General features: G+C 52.0%; 11 protein-coding genes and 1 pseudogene. 8 read left to right on the top strand and 4 right to left on the bottom strand.

What is annotated here, in order from left to right; translation table 11 throughout:
* Window positions 1-42: 42 nt before the first annotated feature.
* Window positions 43-705, bottom strand: coding sequence for a hypothetical protein (locus HMPREF2981_RS05320; protein ID WP_070661405.1), 663 nt, complete (start codon window positions 703-705; stop codon window positions 43-45).
* Between the two features lie 229 nt (window positions 706-934).
* Between HMPREF2981_RS05320 and HMPREF2981_RS10790 the strand changes: the two genes are divergently transcribed.
* The 6 genes from HMPREF2981_RS10790 to HMPREF2981_RS05295 all read left to right on the top strand — a co-directional run bounded on the left by HMPREF2981_RS10790 (window position 935) and on the right by HMPREF2981_RS05295 (window position 6,121).
* Window positions 935-1,111, top strand: a complete 177-nt coding sequence (locus HMPREF2981_RS10790; protein WP_246825328.1) for a hypothetical protein — start codon at window positions 935-937, stop codon at window positions 1,109-1,111.
* A 195-nt stretch (window positions 1,112-1,306) separates the two neighbouring features.
* Complete coding sequence (locus HMPREF2981_RS05315; protein WP_070661402.1) at window positions 1,307-2,143, top strand: YwqG family protein; 837 nt, start codon at window positions 1,307-1,309, stop codon at window positions 2,141-2,143.
* A 231-nt stretch (window positions 2,144-2,374) separates the two neighbouring features.
* Window positions 2,375-3,265, top strand: coding sequence for a YwqG family protein (locus HMPREF2981_RS05310; RefSeq protein WP_070661399.1), 891 nt, complete (start codon window positions 2,375-2,377; stop codon window positions 3,263-3,265).
* A gap of 188 nt (window positions 3,266-3,453) precedes the next feature.
* Complete coding sequence (locus HMPREF2981_RS05305) at window positions 3,454-4,932, top strand: O-acetylhomoserine aminocarboxypropyltransferase/cysteine synthase family protein (RefSeq protein WP_070661396.1); 1,479 nt, start codon at window positions 3,454-3,456, stop codon at window positions 4,930-4,932.
* On the top strand, window positions 4,932-5,435 hold the full coding sequence (locus tag HMPREF2981_RS05300) for a CoA-binding protein (protein ID WP_013398362.1): 504 nt from the start codon (window positions 4,932-4,934) through the stop codon (window positions 5,433-5,435). The genes HMPREF2981_RS05305 and HMPREF2981_RS05300 overlap by 1 nt, the downstream gene beginning before the upstream one ends.
* Before the next feature lie 251 nt (window positions 5,436-5,686).
* Window positions 5,687-6,121 (top strand): SRPBCC domain-containing protein, encoded by a 435-nt coding sequence (locus tag HMPREF2981_RS05295; protein WP_070661394.1) that lies wholly within the window; start codon window positions 5,687-5,689, stop codon window positions 6,119-6,121.
* A gap of 264 nt (window positions 6,122-6,385) precedes the next feature.
* Here HMPREF2981_RS05295 and HMPREF2981_RS05290 read toward each other — a convergent pair whose 3' ends face one another.
* Complete coding sequence (locus HMPREF2981_RS05290; protein ID WP_004006482.1) at window positions 6,386-7,186, bottom strand: trimeric intracellular cation channel family protein; 801 nt, start codon at window positions 7,184-7,186, stop codon at window positions 6,386-6,388.
* A gap of 187 nt (window positions 7,187-7,373) precedes the next feature.
* Between HMPREF2981_RS05290 and HMPREF2981_RS05285 the strand changes: the two genes are divergently transcribed.
* The gene (locus tag HMPREF2981_RS05285) at window positions 7,374-7,991 is read left to right on the top strand and encodes an L-alanine-DL-glutamate epimerase (protein ID WP_070661390.1); all 618 of its coding nucleotides are present in this window, start codon (window positions 7,374-7,376) and stop codon (window positions 7,989-7,991) included.
* Window positions 7,992-8,267: 276 nt separating this feature from the next.
* Window positions 8,268-9,473, top strand: coding sequence for a multidrug effflux MFS transporter (locus HMPREF2981_RS05280; protein WP_246825327.1), 1,206 nt, complete (start codon window positions 8,268-8,270; stop codon window positions 9,471-9,473).
* A gap of 282 nt (window positions 9,474-9,755) precedes the next feature.
* On the opposite strand, the pseudogene HMPREF2981_RS11265 reads toward HMPREF2981_RS05280, so the two are convergent.
* Together HMPREF2981_RS11265 and merA are read right to left on the bottom strand one after the other, a co-directional pair.
* A pseudogene (locus HMPREF2981_RS11265) lies at window positions 9,756-11,078 on the bottom strand (ISL3 family transposase).
* 159 nt (window positions 11,079-11,237) lie between these two features.
* On the bottom strand, window positions 11,238-12,878 hold the full coding sequence (merA, locus tag HMPREF2981_RS05270) for a mercury(II) reductase (RefSeq protein ID WP_001031935.1): 1,641 nt from the start codon (window positions 12,876-12,878) through the stop codon (window positions 11,238-11,240).
* Window positions 12,879-12,882 lie beyond the last annotated feature (4 nt).

Raw genomic sequence — 12,882 nt, 5'->3', positions numbered from 1 at the left:
CGCATCGTTCGGTGGTGGGGAGCTTTGCTCTGCCCGAAAACCCTAAGCGGTCATACCGTAATCTTCGCGGATGCGGCGGCGCACGTCCCGGCGTTCCCGTTTGAATTTGGTGCAGGCGTCTTTGGGGTTTTCGCACTCCCACAGGTCCCATTCGCTCACATCAAGCCCCATCATGGCGACTTCCAGCAGGCCCAGCATATTGAGGAACTGCGCGGTATTAATCCTAAAATCACCGGAACCCGGGCGGCTCTCGGTGGCGAAAGCATACCCTTCCAAGGGCAGCACCCGCGGCGCCCAATGCTTATACCAGGCATCGCCGTAACGGAGGCTGCAATACATACGCGTCAGCGCCAGTTTGGTGCCCTGAATCCGCTCGAAACGAAGACCAATCTCAAGCTGATCGTGCGGGAAAACCATCAGGATAGCGTTCTGCGCCGCCCGGCGTAATTCGTGAAGATTTTGTTGAAATCCGGCCTCGCCATAACGATGCTGAGTGAGCATCCGGGTGCAGGAATTTGACGCTGGGGCGACCTGCAGACAAACACGCTCGGCAATGAGCTGTTCTAAATCGCGGCGAATGGCCTCTATATTGAAGGTTTCGTGGTGTACGAGCGTTCCCGTGGACATGAGGAACTGATGATCGGCGCTAACAATATCCTCGGCGGTTGCAACGATGCGGGATGCGCTCAGGGGGTGCTGTGCCATAGGTGCTGATCCTCTCTCGGTGGGGTACCGCCCCGTGAAAGTGCGGGGTTTTTTTCTGATACCTCGACGGTACCTAGGCACCCTGACACTTTAACCGTGCCGAGCCGCCAAGAGAGGTTTTATACAGCATATATTCCAGATAGGGAATGTGGAATATATACTCTGACAAGTTTATATACCGTTTTTGGAATATAGCTATGTGGGTTGATAAAGAGATGGAAGAGCCCATGTGTATTCATGGGTGCAGGGCGGCGACGAATCCAAGCTCACCTCTGAGACGCTGTGGGAAAGCCTGAAGGCGGTCAAGGAGAAGCACGCTCATAAGGTAGATTCCGATATGTTCTATCTGAACGCGGGAATTACCGCGGCCCTAGGCGTGATCGAGGAAATCGATAAGAACATCTAGTATGCGTATCACAGCGACAGCACCCTTGCCCGGAACCCTCCAGGGATTCCGGGCAAGGGTGCGGTCGTACTGGTTCACATTGTGTAGTATGCGGATGCGTTCGTTTTTCACCCCACAACGATATTCAAGGCATACTATAAAAAAGTGTGTTCTCATGGTTAATACATGCCATTAACCACGCCTTGGAGGATGTCCATGAGCACTCTAGAAGAAAAAGCGCAGCATGTTGCCGATGCTCTCAATAAAGACCACGTCAAGCAGGCGGTACGCATCACGGCAACTGCCTCTAAGACCCCGCTGCCAAAGACCGCCTCAAAATTTGGGGGCATTCCTTATGTACCTGTGGGTGCTTCGGCACCGACAAACTCCAGTGGTCAGCCCTTGGGGATGATCGCGCAGATTAACTGTGCAGAGCTGCCGCCGAATGATATCTATCCAAAAACTGGCATGGTGCAATTCTGGATAGACCCGAAGGACGAGGCGTGGGGGTTTGATGCCGCGAAGCCTGCATCTCAGGAGAACTGGCGGGTTATCTATTACAAGAACGTGGGCAGGCCAGACCCGAACACGACTCTTCCTGCCATAGAACCCAAGGACAACTGGCCTGTTGAACCCACACAGACCGAGTTTGCGCTTTCGTTCGAGGCGATCGAGCAGGGTATTACCGGCGCCGCCAATTACTACTATGAAGATTTCGCGCGCGTGTGGAATAAGATGTACCCCGAATCGCAGCTTGAAAGCTACCAGGAGGCGCAGGGTGCCGCTCTTACGATTGAGGAGAACGATGAATTCTCGAAGATCGGTGGGTATCCCTACTTTGTGCAGAGCGACCCCCGGTTCTTCAATGAGGCTCTGCAGGGGCATACCGTGAACCTGTTGACCATTGTTTCTGAGGTGGACTGGGCAGAACCCCATGACGGTTCACCTAAGCTCATGTGGTGCGGCGGAGGCGCGGCAAACTGGCTGATAACGCCCGAACAGCTGGCGGCGGGTGACTTCTCGAACGTGATCTTTGAGTGGTCGAGCAGCTAACCGACCCGCTCGATAATTCTTATACAGGGGGTTGTGGTGTACTCAAGATACTTGATACGCCACACCCCCTGAATCTTTGGGGCGCCTAGAGTCATGCTCCGAATCATGCAGCGTGTGGCCTTCCAAAAAAATACACCGTTGAATAAGCGCACGAGTGACGAAGTTCTGTGCGCGCCCCCGCAAAATGTGTTCTGATGGTTGTAGCACTGAACCAACCACCCGGAGGAACATATGAATACCACCGAGCAGAATGCAGCTAAAAATACCGAAGCGCAGGTGCGTCGAGTCCTCGACGTTATGAATCAGGGAAAACTCAAGCAGGCTATCAGGATTACGGCAACCCCATCGCAGCAGCCGTTGCCGAAGACCGCCTCCAAGTTCGGGGGAGTGCCGTACCTGCCTGTAGGAGAGTCCGTGCCGACGAATGCATCCGGCCAGCCCTTGGGGATGATTGCGCAGATTAACTGTGCGCAGCTGCCGCAGAATAATATTTATCCGAAGAGCGGCATGCTTCAATTTTGGATTGACCCTCACGACACCGTGTGGGGGTATGACTATAACAAGCCTGCGGTTCAAGAGAACTGGCGGGTGCTCTACTACGAGAGCGTGGGTGAGCCGAACCCGGATGCGCCGCTGCCGGTGATTGACTGGGATGCGATCGGTTGGCCTATCGAACCGGAAAGCGTGGAATTTGCGCTCTCGTTCAGCGTAGTCGAGCAGGGAGTTACCGGTACTGCGCACTACTACTATCCCGATTTTGCACGAGTGTGGGACGAGCTGTATCCCGAGGATAAACTGCCCACGGGAGACGACGAGCGGGCGAGGATTCAGCGGACGGAAGCTGTTGAGGAGCTTACTCTCCCGTATGAGGAGAGCGATGAGTACTCTCGGATTGGCGGTTACCCCTACTTTATTCAGAATGACCCGCGGGATTTCGACGAGAACCTGCAGGGGCACACGGTGAACCTGCTGACCATTGTTTCTGAGGCGGACTGGGAGTCAGAGGAAGAAACCCCGGAACTTCTCTGGGGCGATGCGGGCTCCGCAAACTGGCTGATAACGCCCGAGCAACTGGCGGCGGCCGACTTCTCAAACGTGATTTTTGAGTGGTCGAGTTGCTAGATAAGAAATATATATGCTGGTGACGCAATTGCTTGCATGTTCTAATTCCCGTCATAAACCGACACAAACGACACATTGCTACGCGCACTTGGCGCATCCGGGGACCGTGGCACAGTATAGGGTTGAGTACCTCTGTTCCTCGACCTTGGCGCATCATTCGGCTGCGCTAAGCTAACCAGGAGTCATGCATGGCTGAACATACTTTCGGATTCCGCACCCGCGCCCTGCACGCGGGCGGCACCCCGGACGCTGAACACGGCGCCCGCGCGGTCCCTATCTACCAGACCACCTCATTCGTTTTCAAAGACACCGACGATGCCGCCAATCTCTTCTCCCTGCAGAAATACGGCAACGTCTACTCGCGACTATCGAACCCGACCGTTGCCGCGCTGGAAGAGCGCATTGCATCCCTAGAGGGTGGTATTGGGGCGGTGGCGACTGCATCCGGCATGGCCGCCGAGTTCATCACCTTCGCCGCGCTCTGCCAGGCGGGCGACCATATTGTGGCATCCTCCCAGCTGTACGGTGGGACAGTCACCCAGCTGGATGTCTCCCTGCGCCGGTTCGGTATCGAAACCACTTTCGTGGAAGGCACCGACCCTGCGGATTACAAGGCGGCGCTGACCGAGAACACAAAGGCAATCTACACGGAGGTTGTCGCCAACCCCTCCGGCGAGATCGCAGACCTTGAAGGGCTCGCCGCTGTAGCCCATGAGGCGGGAATCCCCCTCGTCGTAGACGCTACTATCTCAACCCCATACCTGATTCGCCCGCTGGAACACGGGGCCGACATCGTGATTCACTCCGCCACCAAATTCCTGGGCGGGCACGGAACCACCCTCGGCGGCGTGGTTGTTGAGAGCGGACGGTTCAACTGGGCGAACGGCAACTTCCCGCTCATGACCGAGCCGGTGCCTTCGTACAATAACGTCTCGTGGTGGGGGAACTTCGGCGAATACGGGTTCCTCACAAAACTGCGCTCCGAGCAGCTGCGCGACTTCGGCCCCGCGCTCTCACCGCAGTCGGCATTCAACCTGCTTCAGGGCGTCGAAACCCTGCCGCAGCGCATGGATGCGCACCTCGCCAACGCGAAAAAGGTCGTGGATTGGTTGGTTGAGGATGCGCGCATCGCCTACGTAAACTACGCAGGCTTGCCGGGGCATGCGCACCACGAACGCGCGAAAAAACTGTTGCCGCTGGGCGTTGGGTCTGTGTTCTCCTTCGGGGTGAAGGGCACCGAGAAGGCGAGCGGCCGCGTGGTTGGCGGCGAGTTCATTAGCGCGCTCGTGCTGGCATCGCATCTGGCAAATATTGGTGACTCGCGCACTCTGGTGTTGCATCCGGGTTCGACCACGCATCAGCAGCTTTCCAGCGAGCAGCTTGCCGCGGCGGGCGTGGGTGAAGACCTGATCCGTATTTCGGTTGGGCTTGAGGATGTTGAAGACATTATCTGGGACCTTGACCAGGCACTCACCCACGCGACTGGCCTGAACCACGCGGGTGAACGTGTGGGCGAATCCAGCGCCGATAAGCTCGTTGCGGCGCAAGAGGCTCTCGCCGCCGAAGAGGCTGACCCGCAGCAGGGCGTCGCCTACGCACTGCCGAATAGCGCCGCAGCTTCGGGCGCCTCAGAGCCCAAGGATGCACCCGCGAAGGAGGGCAACTAATGACTGAGAAACGTACCTGGGTAGGCCCGAGCGCCCCCGAGCGGCTGAACATTCTGCGCAATACCCGCACTATCGCGATTGTGGGGATGAGCGATAAGATTTCGCGCGCCTCAAACTTTGTGGCAACCTACCTGCTGTCTTCGTCGCCGTATACAGTGTATTTTGTGAACCCGATTCTTGCGGCGAAAGGCAAGACCGTGCTGGGGCAGCCGGTGTACGCCTCGCTTCAGGACCTACCAGAGGTGCCCGATCTCGTCGAGATTTTCCGCCGCAATGAAGACCTCCCGGGCGTGGTTCAGGAGGCGGTTGATCTGGGCGCGAAAACCGTGTGGATGCAGCTGGGCTCGTGGAATGAGGAAGCTGCCGCTATCGGTGAGGCAGCTGGGCTGAACGTGGTCATGGACCGATGCGTGAAGATCGAGCACGCACGCTTCCATGGTGGACTTCACCTTGCGGGCTTCAACACCGGCGTGATTTCCTCGAAGCGCCAGGTCACGGCGTAGTACTTCGGGTCTGCGGCTGAAAGCTGAGTTCCGGGAGCGTTTTCTTCGTTCGGGAGCAGTTAAACTGCTCCCGAACGAAGAAAACGCTCCCGGTTTTTGATAGTGCCCAGCATGAGTAAAAGATAAAGCCCACGCTTGGGAAGGTAGTCGTGCGCTTCCACCTCTGTCGTGAATAACCTGATGCCCCCGAAGTTCATCGTATACACTGGAATACATAGTAAAAAGAATGGTTATTGTGTATAGGAGTGTTGATGATGAGCCGCAGTATCCGTGCCGAAATTACTATCCAGGCGGAACCGCATCGTGTTTGGGAAATCCTGACCCGGTTTGAGGAGTATCCCGCGTGGAACCCCTTTATTATTTGGGCGCAAGGTGTGCCGCATGCTGGAGAACGCCTTACACTCACGATGAAACCGGGCAAGCGCCCCATGACCTTCCGCCCCACCGTGCTGGAAGCATCCGAAAATCAGAGTCTTGAATGGCTGGGTCGTCTCGGAATCCCGGGAATTTTTGACGGTCAGCACCGCTTTGAACTGAACCCTTTGCCCGGCGGCGGTACTCACCTGATACAGTCCGAAATCTTCAGTGGTCTGCTTGTGCCCCTCATGCCTAAACTTCTTGACAATACTCAAGAAGGTTTTCGCCGTCTGAATGAGGCACTGGCGCATCGAGCCGAAGAAAATTAATCGTCAGAAACACAAAATTATATATTTATATTGTTTCCACCCGAAAATCTAAATCGGGTTAACCACTTGACAGCTTAAAACCCTACCCTTAGGGATAGGTTTACGGGTATGCTAATACGAGTGCCTTGCGACAGGGGGCTTTCGCGGCGGTCGCAGGGTACTTTTGTGGCGGTGGGGTGCTTGGCACACATGAGCATCCCGCCGCCTTTATCGTTTCTTTCCGAACAGCGTTGAGGAACCTCTCAGGGCGAAGTAGCAGACCCGTTACTTACCGCGTTGCTCCCGTTCACGATGCAGCTGATCGCGGTACGCCTGAATCTGGTCCTCTGTAATCACATCCAGCTGATTTGTGAGCGGCGTGCCCGGTGCCCAGCCTTCGTTCTCAAGGTGTTCGTGGTCGCGGCGGAATACATCCAGCAGGCGCGGGCGCTGAACCTTCAGCGTGGTGGGCATCGGCAGTCGCCAGTCGCGCCACCGCGCCACAATACCCAACACCGTGCAGGTGAGCACAGACATAGCGATCGCCACATGAGGGCGTTCCAGCATCCTGAAACAAATTGCCGTTTCGGCGGCGCCCACGAACGCTACCGTGGCGTAGAGCGAGTTTCCGCCGAAGATAGCGGGGATGCGGTTCACCATAATATCGCGGATAACCCCGCCGCCAACCGCCGTTGTCACCCCCAGCGCGATTGCTGGAAGCCAGTGCAGCCCCAGGGTAAGGGATTTGATGGTGCCGGTAGCCGCCCAACAGCCCATGCCCAGAAAGTCTACGACCACAAGGGCGCGGGTGGCCCAGTTTGAGCTCAGATCCAGCACATACGCCAACGCCGCCGAGGTAATAGCGCCTACCCAGTACCAGCCGTCGGTAAGCGCTATTGGAAGCCCCACATTCAGCAGGATGTCACGAATCATGCCGCCGCCCATGCTGCAGACGACCGCCAGTAGCAAGAAGCCCACCATGTCGAACCGCAGGGCGCGCGCCACTGCTCCGCCGAGCAGGCCATTAGCCACTACGGCTGCAATATCTACGATTCGGAACAGCGTCTCGGGCTCGATATTGAACACGGTCGGCCTCCTTTCGACGGCTCAGGTGTAGAGGAGTGCGGCCCGCAGTTTTAGGCGCAACGTCTGCTATCTTACCGCGTGTGTTGCCGCTACGATACCCGCAGGTTTGTGGCGTGCCGCATACGCCAGATCTGTGCGAGACAATGGAGGAAAGTAAACGCAGGTTGAAAGTGCTGAGAGGAACGCAATGGCGGTTTCACGTGAGCAGGTTTTTGAGGTTCTTCAGCGGGTGCATCCGGTGCTAGAGCAGGGCCTGCCTGGATGGTCGGTGCGCCCAAATATTACGGGAACCGGCGCGGTGGGGCTGTATCTTGACGGCCCCGAGCTGCCGCTGATGGGTGTGAATCTGGCGGGCGAGCCCGTGGCACGGCATCTGTGCGGAACGGTTCAGAGTGCCGACCGTGGGCTTCCCGGCGAGCTGGATCAGGTGCGGTATCAGTATATTTTGGGCGTGAGCGTGACCGAGCGTGACGAGGAATATCCCGAATTAACCGACCTGCCCAAGACGGGGGAGCCCAGCTGGGTTAATGCTCTGCGGGTGTTGGATCAGCAGGTCATCGCCGAAGCCCGGGATGAATTTTTCATTAGCCGCGGCGGTTATGTGCCCGGTCGTCGGGCTTTGGGGAAACGCCGGGTGGCGCTGCGGCGCGAGTTCTTCCCCGGCAAACCCTGGCTGGGTCTGGGCACGATTGACTGGTGCGCGGGCGTGCGTTCCACTCCTGTCTACGCCGGTGAGCTGGATGCGCTCGTCGCCGCCGCGGTGCGCCTCGCCTCCACCTGGGATGCAGCGCTCCGGTCGGTCTAAAATTCACCTGACATGAGGTTTTATGCGTGACGTGCTCACGTTATACATAAGATTCACGAGTTAGGCATATTACCTGAATAAGGCAGTGGGCGAGTCATCAGCGCTCGGTGCCCACTGTTTTCACCTGTGCGGATAAACCCCCAAAGCGCCCTTAGATCCTCGGGAAGAGGGGAGTAGAATCAAAGAGGTGCCTCTCACAGGTTTTTTCTCAACGTTCAGAGGAACCTCTGACAGCAAGCAAACATCACACAGACACAACCAAGAATTCAGGTTTTCGTGGCAACGCATTCACAGGGTGCGGTGGAGAATCCGCGCCGCATGCTTTTTCTCTACACAACACTCAGCGCCCTCATGGCCTGCTCGGCTATCTCGACCGACCTTTACCTGCCGGGCCTGCCGAGCATCGAATCGCAGATGGGCGGCAATATCGAGCTGACGATTACGGGATTCCTCATCGGGTTCGCGATTGCGCAGCTGATTTGGGGGCCTGTCAGCGACCGCATCGGGCGCAAAATTCCGCTGATGCTGGGCATGGCAATCTTTGCCGTCGGTTCTGCCGGATGCGCGCTCGCCTCAACCACGACCGAACTGGTTCTGTGGCGCTTGGTGCAGGCGGTCGGTGCGTGCGTGGGTCCTATGCTTGCCCGCGCTATCGTGCGTGATATGTATCAGGGCGTGCGTGCGGCACAGGTACTTTCTACTCTTGTGCTTATTATGGCGATTGCGCCGATTGCCGGGCCGCTTCTTGGCGGGTTTCTGGTGGTATCGGGTGGGTGGCGGCTGACTTTCTGGGCTATTGTGACCATCAGTGCCGTTATTCTGCTTTTGGTCTTTTTCCTGCCTGAGAGTCTGCCCGAGAATAAGCGTGAAAGCAGTTCGGTACTTGCGGCGTTTAGAAGTTATCCGCTTTTGCTGCGCCGCCGCACTTTTATGCGGTACGTGCTGTGCGTGTGTTTCTTTTACGTGGCGATTTACGCTTTTATCACGGCATCGTCGAGTGTGTATATTACGCGGTTCGGGGTTGATCCGCGCTATTACGGTCTGCTTTTCGGCGTGAATATTATCGGGGTGATGGTGCTTAGCAGTTTCAATCGACGATTTGTGCAGCGCTATAGTCTGGATTTTCTGCTGCGTATTTCGACTGCGGTTGCCGGGTTGGCTTCTATACTCGCCGTGATAACTGTTGCTGCGGATGTGGGTGGTCTGTGGGGTGTAGCGGTTCCGGTGTTCCTGGTGTTTAGTATGAACGGCATCGTTGCCGCCTGTACGAACGCCGCCGCCCTAAATTCTGTGGAACCTGCCATCGCCGGTTCCGCTGCGGCACTCTTAGGGTCGTTCCAATATGGAAGCGGTATTATTTCCTCGCTCCTGCTCGCGGTGATTCCGGGGGAGAGGACGATTCTGATGGTCTCTATTATCTGTGCGTTCGTCCTGCTCTCGGCGGTGATGGGCTTCCCGAAAGCACCCGCAGAAAAAGCCTAAGGAACAACCTCAGAGGCAGGAAGCGGCTTAGAATTTATTGTCCTACTCGCATCTGCATCTGAACTTGCGTAGGTAAAACTCTGGGTATAGCCCGGTGCCTCAGGGATTGAGAGTAAGAGGGAGCAGCTGATTCAACTGCCCCCTATTCACTTTAAGTTAAGCTGCCGCTAGCCCCTTAACAAGTAGTTCGCGGGCAACTTCAGAGGTGCTTTGTCCTCGTTGAGATGCTAGGTCTCGGATAGTATTGTTAAGGGGTATTCGGATTTTATGGTGGAAAAGGGCTTATAAATCACCCTTCTCCAAATTCTTAATAAGTGTGGAAAAATCGACACCTAAGTTGTCTGTAATGTCGTGATCATTCACTTCATACCAATTGAAAGTATCGTATAACATAGCTTTATTGAAAGCACTTGAATTAAATCGTGGCTTACGCTTTTTATGGAGCTTCTCATTGAAAAGGATTTTGGCTCGTAAGGCATCAAACGAGTAACCTCTACCCATTCGCTCTACCTGCCTAATAATGCTGTTAATTGACTCCGTATAAGCATTAGTGAGCCTTTTATCAAAGTAGTTGAATATTTCAACATGCCAGTTGTCTACGGCTCTCACGAGGTCTTTATATGCGTCTTTAGAGTTGCTGGACATACAACGGTGTCTCCATTGACTATAACGAAGATGACCTTCATCTGGATCAGGAGTATCCCATATCCAGTAAAACTCTTCTTTGAGTTCATAGGCTTCTTTTAAAGCAGGAAGATTACCTAACCAAGTATCTAAGAGGAATGATTCACGTTCATTTAGATCGTGTTTACGCTTTAGAAGGATAAACCTTTCACGCATAAGGGTACGTCTTTCTTTTTGACTCATATGGGCTTTCAAAGACTTTCTGACGTTATCTAAGGCTTGATTAGCCATTCTAACTACATGAAACTTATCTACGACAACTTTAGCGTGTGGAAGGATAGTGTTCACTGCGTCTTTGTAGGGCTTCCACATATCCATTGTGACTTACTCAATGTAAGTCCTGTCACTGATTTCTGAAAGACGTTGGATGACTGTTTCCTTGTTACGGTTAGGCTTGATGTCATAAATAGTCCTGCGTTCAATATTAGTCAATACAAGCCGAGGTCTACGGATAATATGTATCTCGTCTATCCCAAGCCACTTAGGAGTTTCAAACTGGTATTCACGTTCTTTGAGTGCCACATAGTCCTTAAAAACGTTCCTAATGGTTTTCTCGTCAACACCAACGCTTTCTGCGACTTCTACAAAGGTCTTAGACATGGATTGCTCTTGAATGGACTTTAAAAGCCTTTTGGTCATACTACGCTTTTCATCTACAGATATTAGGCGTTCCCAGAAGGTAGATCCGCATTCACGACACTTGTATCGTCTACGGTTCAATTGTAAGCCCACTCGCTTTAAACGAATGGGCAAATCCATAATTAGTTGATTTCTTGAACTGTGTTTGTACAACTTGTCAAAACCACATTCAGGACAACGTTCAGGTGGTCCGACTGCTTCAACTTTAAACATCATATCGGTTTCATTTTCTTGTGGCGGTTCTATTGTTTTAATGTCTGGTAGGGATAATAAGTCTGACATATTATTCATCCTTTATTACTCTGCGGTGTTAAGGTATCAATTATAGATTTGATGTCGAAATCATCAGTGTTAAATTATTTTTGTGACCACAAATTCACTTAGAAAATCCCTTAAAGCATTAGCTGGTTCACTTGAATAGGGAGTTGTAAAAAAGTTCCCTTAGCCTGCACAACAAGATAATTTCGAAATATCTTTATCGAACGTAAGTGCAACTAATTTTAGCCCTTCAGCCATTGTTAAATATGGTGCTAGGGTTTCTGTTAAATCTTCTATCGTTAAGCCAAATTTAACAGCTAATGATGCTGCATAGATGACATCTCCTGCATTTTCAGATACAATATGAACCCCTAATACTTTTAGTGTTTCTGCATCTGCTACTAGTTTAAATACACCGGTTGTTTCACGGTTTACAATTGCTCTTGGAACAGCATCTAAAGGTAATACAGATGTCTTCACATCATACCCTTTCTCTTTTGCTTGTTCTTCTGTTAAACCAACCGTTGCAACCGTCGGATTCGTAAACGTAACAGCAGGAACTACCGATAAATCTATTTTTTTGTTTAATCCACCAATAGCATTATCAGTAATAATTCCACCTTCATAGGCTGCTACATATACAAATTGTGGTCCTAAAGTCACATCTCCTGCTGCATAAATCTTTTCATTACTTGTTTGACCAAAATCATTGATCAGGATTTCATTATTTTTTCCAGTTTCAACACCTGCTGCACTTAAATTTAAAGAATCCGTATTTGGTTTTCTTCCAGTGGCAACAAGTAACTGATCTGATTCAATGACTTCTCTACTGCCATTTACTGTTACGTAAACCCTTTTTATCTCTCCACTTTGTTCAACACGCTCAAAAGTTGCCCCTTTGACAAGGTTTATACCCTGTTCAATTAACGCTTTTTCAACTGACTCTGAAATCTCAGGATCATACTCCTTTAAAAGTCGCTCACTTCTTTGCATAAGCGTTATTTCTGAACCTAAATGATGAAATAGTTGTCCAAGCTCCATTCCAATGTATCCTGAACCAATTACAGTTAATCGTTTTGGTATTTTCTTTAACTCAAGAAGTGTTGTACTAGTTAAATAGTCCATTTTTTCAAGTCCTGAAATTTGGGGCAACGAAGGCGATGCACCTGTTGCAATTAAAAAGCGTTTTGCAGATAACTTTGCCCCATTGACCTCAACCGTACTAGCATCAACGAATTTTGCTTCACCTTTAATTAAATCAAAATTATATTCATCAATTAAATCCATATATTTTTGATTCCGAAGTTCGCTCACCAATTTATCCTTTTGCGTGATTAAACTAGCTAAATCCACTTCTCCAGCGGATGTTTGTAAACCTATAAACGGATTGTCTTTTGATAAATGATTGATTTCCCCTGCCCTAAGAAGAGTTTTTGACGGAACACAGCCAATATTCACACAGGTTCCCCCAACCGTTCCACGCTCAATCATTCCAACTTTTGCACCGTATTCTATAGCTTTAATTGCCGAAGAAAAGGCAGCAGCACCAGAACCAATAATAAGAAGGTCATAATTGTCTTCATTAATTAACGCCACGTTTTCTAGTGATGATACTTCTTCAATTTCTCCGGCTTGGTAATTTGCTTCATCAATCGCCTTTATTGCACTTTCAACCTCAATATCATCGGGCAGTTCAAATACTGCTTCACCACGACGATAACTAGACTCAATATTTTTAGCACCTATCTTTTCAAGTGCTGATTCTACGTGTTTTTCACAACCCGTACAAGTCATTCCTGAAATGTTTACCTTAAATTTATTCATAAAA

This window comes from Rothia sp. HMSC069C01, from assembly GCF_001814655.1.
GTDB classification, from domain to species: domain Bacteria; phylum Actinomycetota; class Actinomycetes; order Actinomycetales; family Micrococcaceae; genus Rothia; species Rothia dentocariosa.
The sequence above is the reverse complement of the archived record's forward strand: the minus strand, read 5'-3'. Positions and strand labels throughout refer to the sequence as shown.